Source organism: Maridesulfovibrio salexigens DSM 2638 (assembly GCF_000023445.1).
GTDB lineage: Bacteria > Desulfobacterota > Desulfovibrionia > Desulfovibrionales > Desulfovibrionaceae > Maridesulfovibrio > Maridesulfovibrio salexigens.
In genome coordinates this window covers 695,601-716,981 of record NC_012881.1, presented here as the reverse complement: position 1 = coordinate 716,981, position 21,381 = coordinate 695,601, and the positions used below count along the sequence as shown (strand labels likewise).

Here is a 21,381-nt window from a genome sequence, read left to right as displayed (position 1 = left end):
TCCTCTCGGGCGTAAGGCGCTCCTTTTGTATTACCCTCCAAAAAAATTAACCCCAACATATTTTACAGGTTTAAATATATGAACAGGGTAGTAGTAACAGGCGTTTCCGCCATCACCCCCATCGGTAATGACATCGATACCAGCTGGGAAAACCTGCTCGCAGGCAAGTCCGGTATTGCTGAAATTACCGCCTTTGATGCCAGTGAATTTACCGCCCGCATCGCAGGTGAAGTCAAAGGCTTTGACGCTAAAGAATTCATCCCCGTTAAACAGGCCAAGCGTATGGAAAGGTTCACACAGTTCGCTGTAGCAGCCAACCAGATGCTCATGGAGTCCACCGGACTTAAGCTTGAAGGGGAAGAGCGCGAACGTGCCGGTGTTGTCATCGGTGTTGGACTCGGTGGTCTCGACACTATCGAGAAACAGCACACCAAGCTGATGAAATCCGGTCCCAAGAAAATAACCCCCTTCTTCATCCCGATCATTATCGGCAACATGGCAGCCGGACAGGTTTCCATCTTCGCCGAAGCACAGGGTCCGAACCTTTGCATGTGTACTGCATGTGCATCCGGTACCCACGCCATCGGTCAGGCTTACACCGACATTATGCTCGGTCGTGCCGATGTTATGATCTGCGGTGGTGCGGAATCCACCATCACCCCTCTGGGTTTTGCCGGATTTACCGCAATGAAGGCACTCTCCACCCGCAATGACGATCCCGAAACTGCTTCCCGCCCCTTTGATGCGGGTCGTGACGGTTTTGTTATGGGTGAAGGTGCTGGTCTGCTTCTGCTGGAATCCCTTGAGCACGCACAGAAACGCGGTGCTGAGATTCTTGCTGAAGTTGTGGGCTTCGGTGCATCTTCCGATGCATACCACATGACCGCACCTCCGGAAGACGGCGCAGGCATGGCCCGGGCCATGAATGCAGCAATCCGTGAAGCGAAAATTGATCCTTCTGAAATTGATCACATCAACGCACACGGTACTTCCACCAAACTTAACGACTTCTGCGAAACCAAGGCTATTCACAAAGTCTTCGGTGACCACGCAAAGAATATTGCTATCAGCGCAAACAAATCCCAGATCGGCCACCTTCTCGGTGGTGCAGGCGGTGTTGAGGCAGCTTTTGCTGTTAAGACTCTCTCAACCGGAATCATCCCCGGTACTGCAAACCAGATCGAAGCTGATCCTGACTGCGATCTCGATTACGTTAAAGACGGTAAACGTGAACAGCAGGTCAACTACGCACTCAGCAACTCGTTCGGCTTCGGCGGAACCAACGGCTGTATGCTGTTTAAGAAATTCGAAGAATAAGATTCCTCGGCGGCTGGGGAAAGGGAAACTCTTACAAGAATTTCCCCTTCCCCAGACCCCATCTCCTTCAAAAACTTGTTAATACGGCTTTCGCCCTGAGTGGCTCAGGCCACCTACCCGCAAAGTCTGATAATACTTCCCTTGCAATCTTTCCCGTATACAAATAAGAAAAACCGACTTACCGATTAAATTTGTTTGAAAGGTAATTTTTTTTAATTTACGCAGAAGAAAATTTCCCTCGCTCCGGCGAAACCAAATAAAACATTTTTGGGATTCTTAAGCCCTTTTGTAGAAGGGTTTAAGCCGCCGGAAGCAAATAATTTTAAAATCAGGAGCTTGTCATGGAAGAACTGATGATGAAAGACCCGGCAGTAGCGGCTGCGATCGGACAGGAAGTAACCCGCCAGATGACCAAGCTTGAACTCATCGCTTCGGAGAACTTTACCTCCACAGCGGTCCGTCAGGCCATGGGCAGTGTAATGACCCACAAGTACGCAGAAGGTTACCCCGGAAAACGTTACTACGGCGGTTGTGAATATGTTGACCTCGCAGAAGACCTCGCCCGTGACCGTGCAAAAGAAATTTTCGGCTGCGAATATGTAAACGTACAGCCCCACTCCGGTTCTCAGGCAAACATGGCTGTCTACTTTGCAGCACTTAAGCCCGGCGATACCGTTCTCGGTATGGACCTTTCCCATGGTGGTCACCTGACCCACGGCTCCCCGGTTAACTTTTCCGGCAAGCTCTTCGACATCAAATTCTACGGTGTTGATCCCGAAACCAAGACCATCAACTACGACAATGTCCTTGAGATTGCCAAAGAGTGCAAACCCAAGATGATCATTGCCGGTGCATCCGCATACCCCCGTATCATCGACTTCGCCCGCTTCCGCCAGATTGCTGACGAAGTAGGCGCAGTTCTCATGGTAGACATGGCTCACATCGCAGGTCTCATCGCAGCAGGCGTACACCCCTCCTGCATCGAGCACGCACACTACACAACTACCACCACCCACAAGACCCTGCGCGGTCCCCGCGGCGGTATGATCCTCTCCACCGAGGAAAACGGAAAAGCACTGAACTCCAATATTTTCCCCGGTATTCAGGGCGGCCCGCTCATGCACGTTATCGCTGCTAAAGCGGTTGCTTTCGGTGAAGCACTCAAGCCTTCCTATGTTGAATACCAGAAGCAGGTTGTTGCAAACGCACAGGCTCTGGCCAAGAACCTCATGGATGCAGGTTTCGACCTCGTATCCGGCGGTACCGACAACCACCTGATGATGCTGGACCTGACCAACAAGGACATCACCGGTAAAGACGCCGAACACGCTCTTGATGAAGCAGGTATCACCGTCAACAAGAACACCATCCCCTTCGAAACCCGTTCCCCGTTCGTTACCTCCGGCGTACGTATCGGTACCCCGGCTCTGACCACCCGCGGAATGAAAGAAGAAGAAATGGTGAAAGTCGCAGGCTGGATCACCGCTGCCATCGACTCCGTCGGCAACGACACCAAGCTGAACCAGATCAGCAAAGAAGTTGCTGAATTCGCAAAAGACTACCCGCTCTTCGCATACTAGAATCGCAAAAACTGCCAAACCAGCGGCAAAGCCTAATAAAAGTTTTTGGGATACTTAAACCCTTTTTTCAAAAAGGGTTTAAGCCGCCGGAGGCAAATGCGTTCAATAAATAGCGCGAAGCGCAACATAATTAATAAAAACGGGCCTGATATAATCAGGTCCGTTTTCTCAGCTTCAAAGAAGGGAGCATTTTCATGGACAACAGAATGCCTTGGCCGGACTATTTCATGCGCATCGCGCACCTTGTTGCAGAACGCGCAACCTGCACTCGCCGCAAAGTAGGCGCTGTGGCTGTGCTCGACAAACGCATCCTAGCCAGCGGCTACAACGGACCGCCCTCCGGCACAGCTCATTGCGCTGACGTGGGCTGCATCCGCGAAAAAATGGGTGTACCTTCCGGCGAACGCCATGAACTCTGCCGCGGCCTGCACGCCGAGCAAAACGTAATCATCCAATGCGCAACTCACGGCGTATCCATGAAAGGCGCTGAAATTTACTGCACAACCCAGCCATGCTTGATCTGCACCAAAATGCTGATCAATGCGGGGGTAAGTGCCATTTATTATTCAGAAAGCTACCCTGACGAACTTTCCGAGCAGATGCTCAAAGAAGCCGGAGTAAAATTTGCTTTTCTTGAACTCGACACTTAGCCCGGACGAAAGGTTCATGGCCCGCGCAGTGGAACTCGCCATTCGCGGCCGCAACCGCACCGCTCCCAACCCTACAGTCGGCGCAGTGATGGTCCGTGACGGACAGATTGTAGCCGAAGGTTACCACATGTTCTGCGGCGGATTGCATGCCGAACGGGAGTGCATTGCCGATGCCAAGGCCAAGGGTGTGGATATGAGCAAGTGCACCATGTACGTGACCTTGGAACCGTGCAACCATCACGGCAAGACCCCGCCCTGCACCGAAGGCATCCTTGAAGCGTCCATACCGCACATTGTGGTCGGGACCCGCGACCCCAACCCCAAAGCTGCCGGGGGAATCGAATATCTTGAATCCAAGGGAGTGCGTGTTGATCAGGGTGTGCTTGAAGAACAGTGCAAAGACCTGATTTCAGATTTCCTGTGCTGGCAGTTCAAAGACCGGGCTTACTCTATTCTGAAACTGGCCTGCACAGTTGACGGCAAGATTGCCGGGGCCACTGGAGCGCAGGAAGCAGTCTCCTGCCCCGAATCTTTTCATGATGTACAGCATTTGCGCTCCATGGTCGGAGCCGTGATTGTGGGCGGAAACACCCTGCGTGAAGACAACCCCAGCCTTAATTGCAGGCTTGATCCCCTTCCTGAAGGGTTCAGCCAACCCAAGGCCGTAGTTGTGACCAACAACCTGCCGCAAAACCACGATGAATATACCCTGACCACCACCCGCGCGGCTGACACAATTTTCTGGACCAGTGCGGAACAGGCCGCAACGAAGACTGCCTCGGAACTAAAAAATAAAGGAATTGAGGTTTTGCCTCTTCCCAGTAACGAAAAAGGTCTTATACTTGAGAAAGGTTTCACAATGTTGCGCGAAAAGCACAATGTTTTGCGCACTCTCTGTGAAGGCGGCGGCAGGCTTGCCTGCTCTCTGGCAGAACAGGGGCTTGTTGATGAATTCGTCATGTATCAGGCTCCGCGTATTCTGGGAAACGTAGACGGCAGGCCGAATTTCGCAGGCTCTGATAATGTACTCATCAGTGAAGCTATGGACCTGCGCATCAGCCGCGTGGAACAAAGCGGCCGTGATTTAAAAATAGTTTTCAAACCCGAAGGACAATAGCCGATGTTCACCGGACTGATTCAGGGAAAAGGACGCATTGAAAATGCAGAGAACCGGGGCAACGAAACCCGATTCAAAGTAAGTGCGCCAAAAATCAAGGATTACGAAAAAGGCGAATCCATTGCTATCAACGGAGTCTGCCTCACAGTTGAAACATACAGCGATAGCTGGTTCACCTGTTACGCCAGTAAGGAATCCATGTCGGTGACCAACCTCGGCAACCTTAAGCGCGGCTCCATGGTCAACTATGAACGCGCGCTGGCTATGGGCGACCGTCTAGGCGGGCACATTGTTTCAGGTCATGTTGATTGTCTCGGTTCTGTGGAATCTGTTCGACCTGAAGGTGAATCTAAAATTTACCGTATTAAATTTCCCATTGAACACGGTAAATATGTGGTGCCCAAAGGCTCTGTCGCCCTTGACGGCATCAGCCTGACAGTCAACGATTGCGGGCCGGATTATCTTGAAGTGAACATCATCCCCGAGACTCAGGAAGAGACCACCATATCTCTCTGGACACCGGGATATGCGGTAAACATTGAAACAGACGTGATCGGTAAGTACGTGGAACGCATGGTCGCTCCATGGACCGGAAATAAGTCTGAGGACAAACCGCAGAGCAAACTTACAATGGATTTTCTACGCGAGAACGGGTTCTAAGAGTTGATGCACTTCGCGCTTTTATAAAAAGATTTTGCCTCCGGCGGCTTAAACCCTTTTGAAAAAGGTTTTAAGAATCCCAAAACTTTCTAGTTTGGCTTCGCCTCTTGGCTTCAATAAACGTCTTTTTTGCCTCAAACACTTAGAATAAATGAATAAAAAAACATATTTCACCCTTTCTGTTTTTTGATGTATGAAGACAGACCTGTTTGTTTAAACGGACAGTGATTTTTTAAAAGAACTCCGCTCGCCGGAGAATGAGGATAACGATTATGCCTTTCTGCACTATTGAAGAAGCAATTGAGGACCTCCGCGAAGGTAAAATGGTCATCATGGTTGATGATGAAGACCGTGAAAACGAAGGTGATCTTGTCTGCGCAGCAGAGAAAGTGACTCCTGAAATTATCAACTTCATGGCTACTCACGGCAGAGGGCTTATCTGCCTCGCCATGTCCGGCGAAATGATCGACCAGCTGCAGTTGCCGCTTATGGCCCAGTCCAACGGCTCCCAGTTCGGTACCAACTTCACTGTTTCCATTGAAGCCCGTGAAGGTGTAACTACCGGTATTTCCGCCGCTGACCGCGCTACTACCATTCTGGCTGCTGTTAAAGACGGCGTACAGCCTGAAGATATCGTCACCCCCGGACACATTTTTCCGCTCCGCGCTAAAGACGGCGGCGTTCTGGTCCGTGCCGGACAGACTGAAGGCAGCGTTGACCTCGCCCGCCTTGCCGGTCTGAAACCCGCAGGCGTAATCTGCGAAATCATGAAGGATGACGGCACAATGGCTCGTCTTCCCGACCTCAAAGAATACGCAAAGCAGCACGATCTCAAGATCTGCTCCACCGAAGACCTGATCAAATACCGCATGAAGTTCGGCAGTCACACCGTTACCCGCGAGGCTGACGCTGAACTGCCCACCCGTTGGGGTGATTTCAAGGCTTCCGCTTTCCATTCCAGCGAAGACAACCGCACTCACATTGCCCTGATCATGGGTGATGTTAAGCCCGGCGAACCCGTTCTGGTCCGCGTTCACTCCGAATGCCTGACCGGTGACGTTTTCGGTTCCCAGCGTTGTGACTGCGGCGACCAGCTTGCATCCGCAATGTGCATGATCCGCAACGAAGGCAAGGGAGTACTGCTCTACATGCGTCAGGAAGGCCGTGGTATCGGCCTCGGCAACAAGATCAAGGCATACCACCTGCAAGATCTCGGCTGCGACACCGTTGAAGCCAACGAAAAACTAGGCTTCGCACCCGACCTGCGCGAGTACGGCACCGGAGCACAGATTCTGGTTCAGCTCGGAATCACTAAAATGAAACTCATGACCAACAACCCCAAAAAGATTGTAGGTCTTGAAGGTTACGGTCTCGAAGTTACCGAACGTGTAGCCATTGAAATGGATGCCTGCGCAGCTAACCTCGATTACCTGAAAACCAAGAAAGATAAGATGGGCCACATGCTGGATCATCTTGAAGATAAAAAATAAAAAGGGAGAAGCACCATGTATCATATTAAAACCATTGAAGGTCAGCTTGACTCCAAAGGTCTGAAAATCGCATTCGTAGCAGGTCGTTTCAACGACATCATCGTTGACAGACTGGTCGGCGGCGCTGTTGACTACCTCGCACGCCACGGCTGCGAAAAGGAAAACATGACCCTGATCAAGGTTCCCGGTGCATTTGAAATCCCCGTGGTAACCAAGAAACTCGCTGAATCCGGCAAATATGACGGAATCGTGGTTCTCGGTGCGGTTATCCGCGGCGCTACTCCCCACTTCGACTATGTCTGCAACGAGTGCGCAAAAGGCGTTGCTCAGGTAAGCTTGGACAACGACCTGCCCATCGGTTTCGGTCTTCTGACCTGCGATACCATTGATCAGGCAGTTGAACGTGCCGGCTCCAAAGCTGGCAACAAGGGCGTTGAAGCAGCTTCCGCAATGCTGGAAACTGTTCGCGTTATGCAGCAGATTTAACTAGAGCTTGTAATTTCCGGCCTGTTTCTCCGGAAACAGGCTTGATTACTGAACATAATTTGAAGGCATACGGTCTCCGTCCCGCTGTTCGGAGACCGTATGCCTGTTGTGTTGTTTAAATAACAATTTAAATGTATCTTGCGTTGCACACCACTTACGACCCGCAACCGCAGGATAGTGATGCAGATGTCCCAGACTAAAGGTTTACGCAGAAAAGGCCGCGTACTTGCTTTTCAGGTATTGTACGGCTTAAGTTTTGTCCCTCCGCACGGTGGATGGACTACTGAACGTATTTACAACCAGAGCCCCGCAGTAATCAGGGAAACAGAAGAAGACCTGATCCTGTTCGCACGCGAATTACTGATCGGAATCTGGAATGCGCAGGAAGAACTTGACGAAGTTATCGGTCGCTACTCCAAGCATTGGAAGATCGAAAGAATCGCAAAGGTCGAACTGGCGATCCTACGACTCGCTGTATACGAACTGGTCCACAAGCCCGATATCCCCCTCAAAGTGGGTATCAACGAGGGTATTGAACTGGCCAAGAAGTTCGGCGATGGCAACTCCCGCAACTTCATCAACGGCATTCTCGACGCAGTAGCCCGTGACATCGACACCGGCAAATTCAAAGTTGAGAAAAATTTCTAATTGCCTTCGGCGACCCCTGCCGGGGGGCCTTAAACCCTTTTTGTAATAAGGGTTTAAGATTCCCAAAAACTTTTATCAGGGCTTCGCCGCTTTGTATGAATAAATCGTTGTAAACAATTAGGGATTCCAAAGGGGCTTAGCTCCTTTGGCCGCCGGAGGCGAAATCAGTTCGTCAAAAGCGCGATAGCGCCTCTGGTCCAGCTTCCGGCAGGGCCGCCGGAAGCGAACAATCCCACATCAAAAGGATTTTCAAATGGGTTTTGGGAAATACGAACCGGAATTGATTGAAAACAAGTGGCAGAAGGAATGGACCGAGAAGGGTGCTTTCAATGTGGAAGCCGACGAGTCCCGCCCTAAGTACTACGTACTGGAGATGTTTCCCTACCCTTCCGGGAAAATCCACATGGGCCACGTGCGCAACTACTCCATCGGTGATGTTGTCGCCCGTTACAAACGCATGAAAGGTTTCAACGTGCTCCACCCCATGGGCTGGGACGCATTCGGCCTTCCTGCTGAAAACGCGGCTATCAAACATAACACCCACCCTGCCGAATGGACCTACGCCAACATTGACGATATGCGTACCCAGCTCAAACGTCTGGGCTACTCCTACGATTGGCGCCGCGAACTGGCTACCTGCCACCCCGGCTACTACAAATGGGAACAGCAGTTTTTCCTCAAATTTCTGGAAAAGGGTCTGGTTTACCGCAAAAAGTCCCCGGTTAACTGGTGCGAAACCTGTCATACCGTTCTGGCTAACGAACAGGTTGAAGAAGGCCTTTGCTGGCGCTGTGACACCGAAGTTATCCAGAAGGAACTTTCCCAGTGGTTCATGCGCATCACTGATTACGCTGAAGAACTGCTCGAGAGCCTTGGTGAGCTCGAAGGCGGCTGGCCTGAGCGCGTTATCACCATGCAGCGCAACTGGATCGGTAAATCCATCGGTGCGGAACTCGACTTCGAAGTTGAAAACTCCGATGAAACCATCAGTGTTTTCACCACCCGCCCGGACACCCTTTTCGGTGCAACTTTCATGTCTCTGGCAGCCGAGCATCCCATGGTGGAAAAGCTCATCGAAGGCAAGCCTGAAGCAGATAAAGTCCGCGAGTTTGTACACAAGGTTTCCAACATGGACCGCATTGTACGCGGTGCTGACGACCTTGAAAAAGAAGGCGTTTTTACCGGTGCATACTGCATCAACCCGCTCAACGGTCAGAAGATGCCCATCTACGTGGCCAACTTCGTACTCATGGGCTACGGTACCGGCGCAGTAATGGCTGTTCCCGCACACGACCAGCGCGACTTTGAATTTGCTAAAAAATACGACCTGCCCAAGCAGGTAGTTATCCAGCCTGAAGGTGAAACCCTTAATGTAGCTGAAATGGAAGAAGCCTACACCGCTCCCGGCGTATTGGTTAATTCCGGTGAATTCGACGGCATGCCTAACGAAGATGCCAAGGGCGCAATTGTTGATTTCCTCGGCAAGTCCGGCAAAGGCAAAAAGTCCATCAACTACCGTCTGCGCGACTGGAACATTTCCCGCCAGCGTTTCTGGGGCTCCCCCATTCCGGTAATCTACTGCGACGAGTGCGGCATTGTGCCCGTACCCGAACAGGACCTGCCCGTTGTACTGCCCGAAGATGCAGTTATGAACGAGGACGGACGTTCTCCGCTGCCGGATATGGAAAGCTTCCATAAAGTCACCTGCCCCAAATGCGGCAAGATGGCTCAGCGCGAAACCGATACTATGGATACCTTCGTGGAATCCTCCTGGTACTTCATGCGCTACACCGATTCCCGCAAGGCAGATGCTCCTTTCGACAGCAAGTCCCTTGAATACTGGACTCCGGTAGACCAGTACATCGGTGGTATCGAACACGCTATCCTGCACCTGCTCTATGCAAGATTCTTCACAAAAATCCTGCGTGATGAAGGTTACACCGAGCTCAGCGAGCCGTTCAAGAATCTGCTCACTCAGGGCATGGTTCTCAAAGACGGTGCCAAGATGTCTAAATCCAAAGGCAACGTTGTTGACCCCAACGCCATGATCAACAAGTACGGTGCGGACGCCACCAGACTGTTTATCCTCTTTGCCTCCCCGCCTGAAAAAGACCTCGAATGGTCTGATCAGGGTCTGGAAGGAGCACATCGCTTCCTGAACAGAATCTGGAGACTGGCAGAAGAATTCGAAGGTAAGCTCAGCGCAACCGGCGCATGTGCCAAACCTTCAATGGAACTTTCTTCCGATGCCAAGAAGCTGCGCCTCAAGGAACACGAGACTGTAAAGCGCGCCAGTCGTGACATGGAGAACAAATTCCAGTTCAACACCGTCATCGCTGCAAGCATGGAGCTGGTTAACGAGATATACTCTCTCAAAGACAAGCTCATGGAAACTGAAGATGGCCGCTTCGCTCTCTCTTCCGCATACAGCACCGTGCTGACCGTGCTTTCCCCCATTGCTCCGCATATCTGCGAAGAGCTCTGGGCTGCAATGGGTTACGAAGGCTACATCGCCGAAGTAGAATGGCCCGAGCACGATGAAGCAGCACTGGTTACCGACGAAATCCTGATCATCATTCAGGTTAACGGTAAAATGCGCGGTAAACTCTCCGTGCCCGCTGCGGCTTCCAAGGAAGAAATTGAAGAAACAGCACTTGCCCACGAAAACGTAACCAAGCATACCGATGGCAAAACCATCCGCAAAGTTATCGTTGTTCCCGGCAAGTTGATTAATATTGTGGCGAACTAGGTTTGCCTCCGGCGGCTGGGTAAGGGGAAACTCTTGCAAGAGTTTCCCCTTACCCAGACCCCATCCCCTTCAAAAACTTTTATTATGGCTTCGCCGCTTCGTAAGTTCAGGTGTGCGACTCACCTATGCAAAGACAAGGAGTTAAAGCTGTGGTTATTATGAATTCTGTGAAAAAGCTGGTCCTGCTGCTGTGTGTTGTTTTTGCTGTATCTGCTTGCGGCTACCATAACTCTGCGACTGAACCGAACAGGGTCAGTAAACAATTCCATGAAGTTGCTATCGCAAAAGTGGAAAACCCCACTCTCGAACGCTGGCTTGAGCCTAAAATCCGCTCCATGCTCCGTGATGAAATCACCCGCCGCGGTCAGTTGGTCTGGACAGATAAGGCCAAGGCGGAAGCTCTCATCAACATCAGGATTCTGGAACTTTCCGATGGAAGCCGCATTCTTGGCGATCAGGACGTAACCCTGAAATACGACATGACCCTCAAGGTCCAGATGCAGGTAACCAGCGCTTCTGACGGCTCCCTGATCTGGAACTCCGGTCCCATGGCAGTGACTGAATCCTACTACATCGGTCAGGAAGACGAGACTCAGCAGCTGATCACCAAGCTCATGGTCCGCCGTCTCGTAGACCGCATGAATCAGGCTTATTAATTTTTTCAATTAAGGAATTCCATGTCCAGACCAGGATACATGTTTCTCATCTGCCCTGATGCAGAGCTGCTGCACGCCAACATTGCCGAGCTTCAGGAAAAGTACGGGGCTACAGATTACGAGAAAAAAGTATACTGGGCAGACGAAGACCTGCCGCAGCAATTCTGGGATGACCTGACTCTGCAAACCCTTTTCGGCTCCAGCAAAGTCGTTATCCTGCGCCGCGCACACAAGCTTAAGGCTGCTGTCTGGGATAATATAGACAAGACAGTCGCATCCCTTGCCAGCTCCTCCTTTCTTTTTATCTGCCTTGAAAGCCAGTGGAAGAGCAAAGCCGCTCCCATCCCAGCTGTTCTGAAAAAACGCAAATGCTGGAAATTCGCTGATAAACAAAAGTGGTTCTGGAAATCAGCAGGTCTTGATCAAAAATCCATTTCCGGCTTTGTTGGCAAATGGGCCAGAGCCAACGGCCTGCACATTGACAGCCCGGTTCTGAATGCACTTTCTCAGGCACTTCCCAAAGACGCACGCGCCGCTCGTCTGGAGCTGGACAAACTGGATCTGGCAGCCGGTCCTGACCGCAAGATTCTAATGGAACATGTGGGACTGATCGCCCATTCCGAAGAGATGGACTTCTTTGCTTTCATGCGCTCCATGTCCGAAGGCGGCGATCCGGTAGAAATCTGGCGCAGAGTGCTGACCAACCACAGTGAAAAAGATTCCATGATCTTCATGCTCACCGCGTCCCTGACCCGTGAAGCACGCGCCCTGTGGATGATGATCCACGGAGAAGACGCGGAAGTACGCCTGCCTCCTTTTGTAAAAAAACAGAAACAGGCACTTGCCCAAAGACTGGGCCCGGCCCGCATTACCAGACTGTTTGACATTGTCATGGAAGCGGAAATAGGTATCAAGACCGGACAACGAAAACCGGAACAGGCACTTGAACTGCTGGTTGCCTCGCTGACATCCTTGTTTGCACCACCGCAGCGCAGACGCTGATTTAATTCAAAATCATTTTTGAACCGTGTAAAAAGACCTTTTTTACACGGTTTTTGTGTTTTTAAGCCTGTTTTACACCATTTCGTAGGTTAAACAGGTTGCTTTGCACCTGCATCCAGTTTATCCCTTAAAGAAGAAATTCCGTCCGCCGATTTCTCATCCATTTGTCTGAATAAGGCTCCTGTCGGAACTGTACTACTTGCCAAAGCATACTTACTATTTATTATGAAAGACAAACCCCATTACTACGGTCACCGCCAGAGACTGAAAGAAAAACTGGGAAAAGACTCAACGAGTCTTGCCGATTATGAAATTCTGGAACTTCTCCTCGGACAGGTTCTGCCTAGGCGGGACACTAAACCCCTTGCTAAGGAACTCCTTGCGGAGTTCGGTGGTCTGAGCGGGGTTTTCCGGGCACCCGAAGAACAACTTAAAAAGTTCAAGGGCATTGGCCCGGGGGTTTTGATATTTTTTACGCTTATGCGTGAATTCTGGACAAGAATTGCCGAGGAACCAATGAACGGCAAGGAAGCTATCTCCTCGCCGGATGTTGTCTATAAGGCAGCTATGGCCCGAATCGGGAATTTGTCTAAAGAAGAGTTCTGGATTGCACTGGTCAATAACCGGAACAAAGTGATATGCTGGGAAAGGCTATCGGAAGGTACTGTGGATAAGACTGCAGTCTATCCGCGGGAAGTTGTGGCACTAGCCCTGCGCCATAATGCCAGCGGAGTGATTCTGACCCATAACCATCCCGGCGGGGACCCGTCTCCATCGCCTGAAGACACAGAGAGAACCATGGAAATAGCCGCCCTCTGTCAGGACATGGAAATACGTCTGCTGGACCACGTTATCGTAACTGCAGACAGGTTCCACAGCTTCAAGGAAGCAGGATATTTGTAGTTCACCTCAACTCAAAAGGAGGGGCCTATGACCAGAAGCTATCATTGTGTTGTTACCGGCAAGGTGCAAGGAGTATTCTTCAGAGCCTGGGTAAATGACCAGGCTGTGGCGCTGAACCTCAACGGCTGGGTACGTAATCTGAATGACGGTAAGATTGAAGTACTGCTTCAAGGTGACGAAGCGAAGGTCGCTGAGATGAGAACCCGACTGCTGGTAGGTCCTCCACTTTCACAGGTTGCAGACTTGAAGTGTGAATGGATGGATTACGATACCGAGCACAAGGGATTTGAAATCCGTTAATACACCCAAAATAGAATCTTATTTAGGCAAAAAAACGGGCAAACGGGCTGACTTAAGTCCAGCCCCGATAAAACAGATTGTAAAGCTCTCCGGCCCCGGACTTTCCGGTACGGGGCCGGAGCTATGATGCTTTTTTAAATAGTGAACGAACCACTTCTGAACGAAAGGATTTTGCGTTGAAGAAAAAGAAATCACCAATCAAACCTTTGAAACTGAACAAGAAAGACAAAGCGGAAGCTCAAAAGAAAGTGCGCAAGGAGTCCTCTCCTGACGCCGGCAATGATCAGGGCCTCAACAAACCCCCGGTCTCCCCGCTGAATGTCCTGCATGACGCAGCGGAGCTGCTTGAAGATGCGGGCTCCATCCCAGAAGATGCTCATGTGGATATCCCCACAACTCTTCCGGTACTGGCTGTCCGTGACATCGTTGTCTTCAACTACATGATCCTTCCGCTGTTCGTAGGCCGTGAAAAATCCGTCAATGCTGTGGAAGCAGCCATGACCAGCAACCGCTATGTCATGATCCTGACCCAGAAGGATGAAAGCGTTGAAAATCCCGAGCACGAAGATCTCTACTTAACAGGAACCGTGTGCATGATCATGCGCATGCTCAAAATGCCTGACGGTCGTCTGAAAGTGCTGGTACAGGGTGTTTCACGAGCCAGAGTAAAGAGATTTATAGGCTCAGAGCCTTTCCATATTGCCGAGATTGAAGCCATTCCCGAAGCTGAATCCGGCGAACTGGATGCTACTCAGGAAGCACTGGTCCGTTCCTCCCGCGAGCAGAGTGAGAAAATTCTGACCCTGCGCGGTATTTCATCAGCTGACATCATGAGCGTTCTCAACAGTGTGAACGAACCGGGCCGGCTTGCCGACCTGATCGCTTCCAACCTGCGTATGAAAGTTGATGTGGCCCAGTCCATCCTTGAGTGCGGAGAGCCTGTTGATAGACTTACTCTTGTCAACACCCAGCTCACTCAGGAAGTGGAAGTGGCTTCCATGCAGAACAAGATCCAGTCCATGGCCAAAGAAGGCATGGATAAGGCTCAGAAAGATTTCTATCTGCGCGAACAGCTCAAAGCCATTAAAAAGGAACTTGGCGAATCCACCGATGAAGCGGAAGAAGCGGAAGAGATTCGTGCAGCCATTGCCAAGGCCAAGATGCCCAAGGAAGTGCGCAAGGAAGCGGAAAAACAGCTCCGCCGCCTTGAAGCAATGCACCCTGAAGCCTCCGAAGCCACTGTCATCCGCACCTATCTGGATTGGATGATCGAGATTCCGTGGACCAAGCAGTCCCGCGACCGTCTTGATATTATTGAAGCCAAGAAAATTCTTGATGAAGACCATTACGATCTTGAAAAGGTCAAGGAACGCATCCTTGAGTATTTGAGTGTACGCAAGCTGAACCCGTCCATGAAAGGGCCTATCCTTTGCTTTGTGGGCCCTCCGGGTGTCGGTAAAACTTCGCTGGGCCGCTCTATTGCGCGCAGCCTGAAGCGCAAGTTCCACCGCATGTCCCTCGGCGGTATGCGTGACGAAGCCGAGATCCGCGGTCACCGCCGGACCTACATCGGCTCCATGCCCGGACGCATCATTCAGGGTATCAAGCAGTGCGGCACTCGCAACCCGGTGATCATGCTTGATGAAATTGACAAGCTCGGTTCTGATTTCAGGGGCGATCCTTCTTCAGCCCTGCTGGAAGTACTGGACCCGGAACAGAACAATTCCTTCACCGACCACTACTTGAACGTACCTTACGACCTTTCCAAGGTTATGTTCATCTGCACCGCCAACGTGCTGGATTCCATTCCCCGTCCCTTGCTGGACCGTATGGAAGTAATCCGCATCCCCGGCTACACCGAACATGACAAGGTAAACATTGCCAAACGTTACATCCTCGGTCGTCAGTGCAAGGAAAACGGTCTCAAAGAAAATGAAATGATCATGGAAGATGACATCATCGCCAAGATCATCAAGGAATACACACGTGAAGCCGGACTGCGTAACCTCGAACGCGAAGTCGGTTCCGTATGCCGTAAGCTGGCCCGTAAGAAGGCCGAAGGCGAGAAAGGACCTTTCGAGGTTACCGCTGACAACCTGCATAAGTATCTCGGAATTCCTAAACATCTTGAAGATGAGAAGGAAACCGAACTTCCCGCAGGTGTAGCACTGGGACTCGCATGGACTCCGGTCGGCGGCTCTGTGCTGCATGTGGAAGTCTCTGCCATGCCCGGTAAAGGCAAGCAGCTTCTTACCGGACAGCTCGGTGACGTAATGAAGGAATCCGCACAGGCTGCGGTATCCTTTGCCCGCCGCCATGCAGATGAATACGGCATCAGCCCCAAATTCCACGAAGAGCAGGACCTGCACATCCACGTACCCGATGGTGCCACACCCAAGGACGGCCCGTCCGCAGGTGTAACCCTCGTTACCGCTCTTGTTTCTGCGCTGACCGGAATCCCCTCCAACCCGGAACTGGCCATGACAGGTGAAATATCCCTGCGCGGACGCGTTCTTCCGGTTGGCGGCATCAAGGAAAAAATCCTCGCAGCCGTATCTCTGGGTATGAAACGGGTACTTATCCCCTCTCAGAACCAGAAGGATCTTGAAGACATTCCCGAAGAACTGTTGAAAAATATCGAGATCACACCCATCGAACGCATTGACGAAGTCTGGCCCATTGCCAAGACCAAGTAATCAATCGCAGAAATAGATATCAAAGGCCCGCAAGCACCTAGCTTGCGGGCCTTTCTTTTAGCCATCGACATCATCAGGCGAGTGCAATATAAACGCTAAATTGGATCAATCTAAAATGGAGAAGCCATGCACAAAAGTTCCTACGCCCGCATGCAATGGTTTGTTGAAAACTACTGCAACTCTCCGGAACGTAATTTATCCGTTCTGGATATCGGTAGCTGCGCAGTAAACAAAGAAGACCCGTTACAAACCTATCGCCCTTTATTCGCCGGAGATAAGTTCAGCTACACCGGACTGGATATGGTTGCAGGTCCCAACGTGGATATTGCAGTGAAGAATCCTTATTGCTGGCGGGAACTTGAAGACACTTCATTTGATGTGGTTATCTCCGGGCAGGTCTTTGAACATATTGAATTTTTCTGGGAAACAATGAAAGAAATCGCCCGTGTACTCAAGCCCGGAGGACTGCTTTCAATCGTTGTGCCCGGACCTTTCGGGGTCGCATACCATGCCTGCCCTGTGGACTGTTACCGCTTCTTTGCTGACGGCATGATCGCCATGGCCCGTTATGCCGGGCTGGAGGTAGTCCATGCTTCATCTGCCGCTGCTCCGCAAAACGCACCTGATATCTGGTATGAAACACGGGACAGTTTTCTAATCGCCCGCAAGAGTGAAGCACACCAGCCGCCGGATATGGGAAATTATACTTTCGAAAAGCCGGACCTTGAGGAATTACGCAACGGATTCATTCCCGACAATTACGAGAATCAAGTCTACTACGACATGTTCGCGGTCAGGATTGACGGCAGCGGAACGCTCCATGAGCTGAAGAATCTGGAAATGGTAAATCTCTGGGCACTGCCCGATAATCGCTTCTATATATGGGGAACCGGCGGACAATACGAACTGCATTACCAAAACCTTGTGCAGCGAAGCAGGCCCAAGAATTTCATAGGTTTTCTGGACAGCAACACCGAAATACAAGGAACAGAACTGGACGGATATCCTGTCATGGCACCGCAATATTGCGCTCAGGATAAACCGGACGTAATAATTATCGCTTCCCACGCCCGAAAAGAAATCATGGAAAGCATCAGAAATATCATGAACAAATAATCTTCCGGCCTTATGAAGCAGCCTTGCAATATTCTCAAGCGAACTTATATGTAGGCCAGACATTGCCCCGCCTGACAATTTGGGCTATGCAATTTTTCGCACATGATATTTCAAAGCACGGAGTAAAGAATAAATGCCTATTTTCGAATATAAATGCGCTGACTGCGGCAAGGAATTCGAGGAACTGGTTTTCAACCGGGACGAGTGCCCGCCTTGCCCGGAATGTAAATCCGAGAAAACCGAAAAACTCATGTCTGCCTGTAAGTTCAAAACCGGCGGTGGAGCACCTGACATGGGTGATTACGGTGCTGCTCCTGCTCCGGCAGCATCATCCAGCAGCGGTTGTGCCGGATGCTCCGGTGGCGACTGTTCTTCCTGCGGCAGTTAGATCAACATAAAATTTCAAACAATACGGCGGAACAATGAGAAAAATTACCATCGCAACACGCGGCAGCAAACTTGCCCTCTGGCAGGCCAACCATATTTCCGACCTTCTGCGTGAAGAGTACCCCGGAATCGAAGTTCAACTGCTCAAGATCAAAACCAAGGGCGATAAGATTCTGGACGTTCCGCTGGCAAAAGTGGGCGGCAAGGGCCTTTTCGTAAAAGAAATCGAAGAAGCACTGCTTGATGGCCGTGCCGACCTCGCAGTTCACAGCATGAAGGACGTTCCCACCGAACTTCCTGAAGGCCTTGAAGTGGGCATCATTCCCCCGCGTGAAGCAGAAACCGACACCCTGCTTTCCGTTAAATACGATTCTCTAAAAGACCTGCCTGCCGGTGCTGTAGTCGGTACCAGCAGCCTGCGCCGCCAGTCTCAGGTTCTGGCACTGCGTGATGACCTTAAAATCGAATCCCTGCGCGGTAACCTTGATACCCGAGTAGGAAAACTTCTCAACGGTGAATTCGATGCTATCGTTGTTGCAACCGCAGGACTGAACAGACTCAAACTTTCCGCTCCCAAAAGCGAAATCCTCGGGCCTCCGACCTTCCTGCCCGCAGTGGCACAGGGTGCTCTGGGCATCGAATACCGCATTGAGGACACCGAAATTCAGGACATTCTCGCATTCCTGCATGACGAAATGACTGCACGTCAGGTCAAAGCAGAACGCGGTTTCCTGACCGGTCTCGACGGCGGCTGTCAGGTTCCCATCGCAGCTTGGTCCCAGCTTGAAAGCGATCAGGTCAAGCTGACCGGATTTGTTGCTGACATCGACGGTTCCAGCCCCATCCGCATGGAGAAGACAGGACCGGCTGAGGATGCATGGGACATCGGCCTTGCCCTTGCTGAAGAAGTTCTGGCAGCAGGAGCAAAAGAAATTCTCGATCGCGTTTACGACAAGTGCTAAGCAACTGTAAAACGAATTGATTTAAGCCCGGAGCATGATTCATGCTCCGGGCTTTTTTAATAATTGTATTGTTTTTTTATTAAGACCCTAAAGATTAAGTTCCGGTGACCGATAAGAGGTATAAACAGGATTCATGTTCTTTTAAAAACCATCATTTATAACTTCCAAGGATGGAGGTATACAATGTCAAACGGAACCGAACTCAACAAGGTTTCACAGGTACCGCCCGTAAGGGATGAAGATCTTGCGAACTCTATGAAGAACCTGCAGAAGAAGAGACTGCAGCGAAAGGCATACGCGGACCCGGATATGCACCGCGAGCTGGTGAAGATAATTTCTTCCCCTGTCTACAATGCCAATGCAGAGCTGATTCAAGCAGTTACAAGCAGCCGGGGTTCTGCTTAAAAAAATTTCATATAAAGGAATCGCCAATTCCTCCTCATAAAAAGAAAAGGCGCAGGTTTGCGACAACCTGCGCCTTTTGTCTTTTAAAAAAACAAGTAATTTTATACAATCCGCAATCTGGCCACGCCTGCTTCATGGGCAGTAACCTGCCCCACATGGTCGGCAAGGTCTCCAGCTTCCAGCAACATATCCTTGGCCTGCTGCAACTTATCTTCAGGCACAGCCAATATCAGGCCCCCCGAAGTCTGAGCATCAAAAATCAGGTCAGTCTTAATGCTGTCGGCATCTGCTGCGGTCTGCACTTGCGAGCTGCAATAGTTGCGGTTGGCGAAACTGCCAGCCGGAATCATGCCCATTGAGGCCAGATCGACCACATCATCCATGAAAGGCACCTTATCCAGCCACAACTCAACTGCTACACCGGAAGCATCAGCCATTTCCAGCACGTGCCCGCCAAGACCGAATCCCGTGATATCAGTAGCACCGATCAAGCCCAGCTCGCGGATAACTTTCCCTCCCGCGCTGTTCAGCCTGGATGCCCACTTGTAAACATCCTTTTCAAAACGCTCAGCACCGTCCCAGTCTGCCTTAAGCGCTGTAGCCAGCACTCCGGTACCGAGAGGCTTGGTCAGCAACAACTGATCACCTTCACGCAGCCCCTTGTTGGAGGCAAAACCGTCAGGATCAACCATTCCAGTCACCGAGAGACCATACTTGATCTCATCGTCCTCAACACTATGACCGCCAGCCAGAACAGCCCCTGCTTCACGAATTTTGTCCATACCACCCTTGAGAATCTCACGAAGAATCTCAGGACCCATTTCTTTCATGGGGTAGCAGACGATATTCATGGCGGTCCAAGGTTCACCGCCCATAGCGTAAACATCGGAAAGTGAGTTGGCTGCGGCAATCTGTCCGAACCAATAAGGATCATTGACCACCGGAGTGAAAAAATCTACGGTCTGAACCAGAGCTTTGCCCGCAGGAAAAGAGACAATGGCGGAATCTTCGTTCCCGCCCAGTCCGGTAAGAAGGCGCTCATCCTCCACGGCTAAGCCGCACAAAACCTGCTCCAGGTCCCCCGGAGCAATCTTGGCTGCTCAACCGGCAGCTTTAACAGTCTTTACCAATTCTTTTGGCATGACCTAACCTCCTGCATGAACTCCGGCATCGTCATACGTTGCCATTTCATTATAAATATTTGCAGCAGCGCGCAGCATGAACATGGACAGAGCCGCACCGGACCCTTCTCCAAGGCGCATATCCAGATGCAGCAACGGCCTGCGCCCAAGCGCATTGATAACTTTTGCATATCCCGGTTCCGCAGAAGCATGGCTGAGAACGCAATAATCGCCCACTGCGGGACAGATTTTAGCAGCCGCAGCATAAGCGGCAGTGGAAATAAATCCGTCAATGCAGACAATCTGCCTATTCTTGGCTCCGCCGATGATCAGACCTGCCAGTGCAGCAATCTCGTATCCGCCAAGAGCAGTAAGAATAGCAAAAGGATCATCAGAACGCACGACTTCAGCATTGGCTTCCAAAGCACGACGGACAACTCCGATTTTGCGAACCACCCCGGCAGCGTCAATCCCGCCCCCCGGACCGGTTATATCTGCCGGATCCAGATCAAAATATGCACAATAAAGGGCCGTTGAAGGGGTTGTGTTGGAAACCCCCATTTCCCCGGTACCAAGAACTTTAATGCCCTGAGCATGTGCCTCGTCAGCAAGCTCAACACCAAGCTTTACGGCCCGCAGGCAGCAACCCTTTTCCATGGCCGGGCCTTTGGAAATATTATTCGTACCGCAGGCTATCTTACGCTGAATCAAACCGGGATGGTCCGGAAACTCTCCACCCTTGCATCCGGCATCAACAACTATAAGCTCCACCCCGGAAGTTCGTGCCAAAACATTTATGCCCGCTCCTCCGGCTAAAAAATTCTCTACCATCTGGCGGGTAACTTCCTGCGGAAAGTAACTGACATCTTCTTCATTAACGCCGTGGTCACCGGCAATGGTGTATATGCGGGCCGGGTCTGCCTGTGGAGGCTTTCCGCCTGAGGCTACGAACATCTTTACCGCAAGGTCTTCGAGCCGTCCCAGACTTCCTAACGGTTTAGTCAGCCTATCCAGATGGGCTCGAGCCTGTCCTTCCAAAGATAAATCTACAGGCTGCACACTACCAACGATGTGCTGCAATTCTTCTGCGGAAAATTTATTCACTGCCTTAACCTCATATTAACGGTACTGCCGTA

At 51.1% G+C, this 21,381-nt stretch carries 20 protein-coding genes; 18 read left to right on the top strand and 2 right to left on the bottom strand.

The annotated features are described in order from the left end of the window. Window positions 1-78: 78 nt before the first annotated feature. The 18 genes from fabF (at window position 79) to DESAL_RS03215 (ending at window position 19,124) form a co-directional block, all read left to right on the top strand. Window positions 79-1,317: a beta-ketoacyl-ACP synthase II gene (gene fabF / locus DESAL_RS03300; RefSeq protein ID WP_015850543.1), complete on the top strand. Its 1,239-nt coding sequence runs from the start codon at window positions 79-81 to the stop codon at window positions 1,315-1,317. A 341-nt stretch (window positions 1,318-1,658) separates the two neighbouring features. Further along, complete coding sequence (glyA, locus tag DESAL_RS03295; protein WP_015850542.1) at window positions 1,659-2,897, top strand: serine hydroxymethyltransferase; 1,239 nt, start codon at window positions 1,659-1,661, stop codon at window positions 2,895-2,897. A 194-nt stretch (window positions 2,898-3,091) separates the two neighbouring features. Beyond that, window positions 3,092-3,547 (top strand): deoxycytidylate deaminase, encoded by a 456-nt coding sequence (locus tag DESAL_RS03290; protein ID WP_015850541.1) that lies wholly within the window; start codon window positions 3,092-3,094, stop codon window positions 3,545-3,547. Continuing rightward, window positions 3,531-4,664: a bifunctional diaminohydroxyphosphoribosylaminopyrimidine deaminase/5-amino-6-(5-phosphoribosylamino)uracil reductase RibD gene (gene ribD / locus DESAL_RS03285; RefSeq protein WP_015850540.1), complete on the top strand. Its 1,134-nt coding sequence runs from the start codon at window positions 3,531-3,533 to the stop codon at window positions 4,662-4,664. The genes DESAL_RS03290 and ribD overlap by 17 nt, the downstream gene beginning before the upstream one ends. A gap of 3 nt (window positions 4,665-4,667) precedes the next feature. Beyond that, on the top strand, window positions 4,668-5,324 hold the full coding sequence (locus DESAL_RS03280) for a riboflavin synthase (protein WP_015850539.1): 657 nt from the start codon (window positions 4,668-4,670) through the stop codon (window positions 5,322-5,324). Between the two features lie 272 nt (window positions 5,325-5,596). Continuing rightward, window positions 5,597-6,814: a bifunctional 3,4-dihydroxy-2-butanone-4-phosphate synthase/GTP cyclohydrolase II gene (locus DESAL_RS03275; RefSeq protein WP_015850538.1), complete on the top strand. Its 1,218-nt coding sequence runs from the start codon at window positions 5,597-5,599 to the stop codon at window positions 6,812-6,814. 15 nt (window positions 6,815-6,829) lie between these two features. Continuing rightward, window positions 6,830-7,300, top strand: a complete 471-nt coding sequence (gene ribH, locus DESAL_RS03270) for a 6,7-dimethyl-8-ribityllumazine synthase (RefSeq protein WP_015850537.1) — start codon at window positions 6,830-6,832, stop codon at window positions 7,298-7,300. Between the two features lie 180 nt (window positions 7,301-7,480). Then, window positions 7,481-7,948 carry a transcription antitermination factor NusB gene (gene nusB / locus DESAL_RS03265; protein ID WP_015850536.1) on the top strand — a complete coding sequence of 156 codons (468 nt, stop codon included), beginning with the start codon at window positions 7,481-7,483 and terminating at the stop codon, window positions 7,946-7,948. A gap of 253 nt (window positions 7,949-8,201) precedes the next feature. Beyond that, complete coding sequence (gene leuS / locus DESAL_RS03260) at window positions 8,202-10,697, top strand: leucine--tRNA ligase (RefSeq protein ID WP_015850535.1); 2,496 nt, start codon at window positions 8,202-8,204, stop codon at window positions 10,695-10,697. Between the two features lie 158 nt (window positions 10,698-10,855). After that, window positions 10,856-11,353, top strand: a complete 498-nt coding sequence (lptE, locus tag DESAL_RS03255; protein WP_245543815.1) for an LPS assembly lipoprotein LptE — start codon at window positions 10,856-10,858, stop codon at window positions 11,351-11,353. Between the two features lie 21 nt (window positions 11,354-11,374). Continuing rightward, window positions 11,375-12,355 (top strand): DNA polymerase III subunit delta, encoded by a 981-nt coding sequence (holA, locus tag DESAL_RS03250; RefSeq protein WP_015850533.1) that lies wholly within the window; start codon window positions 11,375-11,377, stop codon window positions 12,353-12,355. A 225-nt stretch (window positions 12,356-12,580) separates the two neighbouring features. Then, on the top strand, window positions 12,581-13,258 hold the full coding sequence (gene radC, locus DESAL_RS03245) for a RadC family protein (RefSeq protein ID WP_015850532.1): 678 nt from the start codon (window positions 12,581-12,583) through the stop codon (window positions 13,256-13,258). A gap of 27 nt (window positions 13,259-13,285) precedes the next feature. Next, entirely contained in the window at window positions 13,286-13,558 is a 273-nt protein-coding gene (locus DESAL_RS03240) for an acylphosphatase (RefSeq protein WP_015850531.1), read from the top strand. A gap of 176 nt (window positions 13,559-13,734) precedes the next feature. Further along, window positions 13,735-16,254: an endopeptidase La gene (gene lon / locus DESAL_RS03235; RefSeq protein ID WP_015850530.1), complete on the top strand. Its 2,520-nt coding sequence runs from the start codon at window positions 13,735-13,737 to the stop codon at window positions 16,252-16,254. A gap of 126 nt (window positions 16,255-16,380) precedes the next feature. Next, a complete protein-coding gene (locus DESAL_RS19595) occupies window positions 16,381-17,370 on the top strand; it encodes a methyltransferase domain-containing protein (protein ID WP_015850529.1) in 990 nt (329 codons plus the stop codon). 133 nt (window positions 17,371-17,503) lie between these two features. Further along, window positions 17,504-17,758, top strand: a complete 255-nt coding sequence (locus tag DESAL_RS03225; RefSeq protein ID WP_015850528.1) for an FmdB family zinc ribbon protein — start codon at window positions 17,504-17,506, stop codon at window positions 17,756-17,758. A 34-nt stretch (window positions 17,759-17,792) separates the two neighbouring features. Then, window positions 17,793-18,719: a hydroxymethylbilane synthase gene (hemC, locus tag DESAL_RS03220; RefSeq protein WP_015850527.1), complete on the top strand. Its 927-nt coding sequence runs from the start codon at window positions 17,793-17,795 to the stop codon at window positions 18,717-18,719. Window positions 18,720-18,902: 183 nt separating this feature from the next. Beyond that, a complete protein-coding gene (locus tag DESAL_RS03215) occupies window positions 18,903-19,124 on the top strand; it encodes a hypothetical protein (RefSeq protein WP_015850526.1) in 222 nt (73 codons plus the stop codon). 101 nt (window positions 19,125-19,225) lie between these two features. Here the strand turns inward: DESAL_RS03215 and selD are convergent, their stop codons facing one another. Beyond that, entirely contained in the window at window positions 19,226-20,266 is a 1,041-nt protein-coding gene (selD, locus tag DESAL_RS03210; RefSeq protein WP_081434561.1) for a selenide, water dikinase SelD, read from the bottom strand. A gap of 3 nt (window positions 20,267-20,269) precedes the next feature. Then, the gene (gene cobT, locus DESAL_RS03205; RefSeq protein ID WP_015850524.1) at window positions 20,270-21,349 is read right to left on the bottom strand and encodes a nicotinate-nucleotide--dimethylbenzimidazole phosphoribosyltransferase; all 1,080 of its coding nucleotides are present in this window, start codon (window positions 21,347-21,349) and stop codon (window positions 20,270-20,272) included. Window positions 21,350-21,381: the final 32 nt, after the last annotated feature.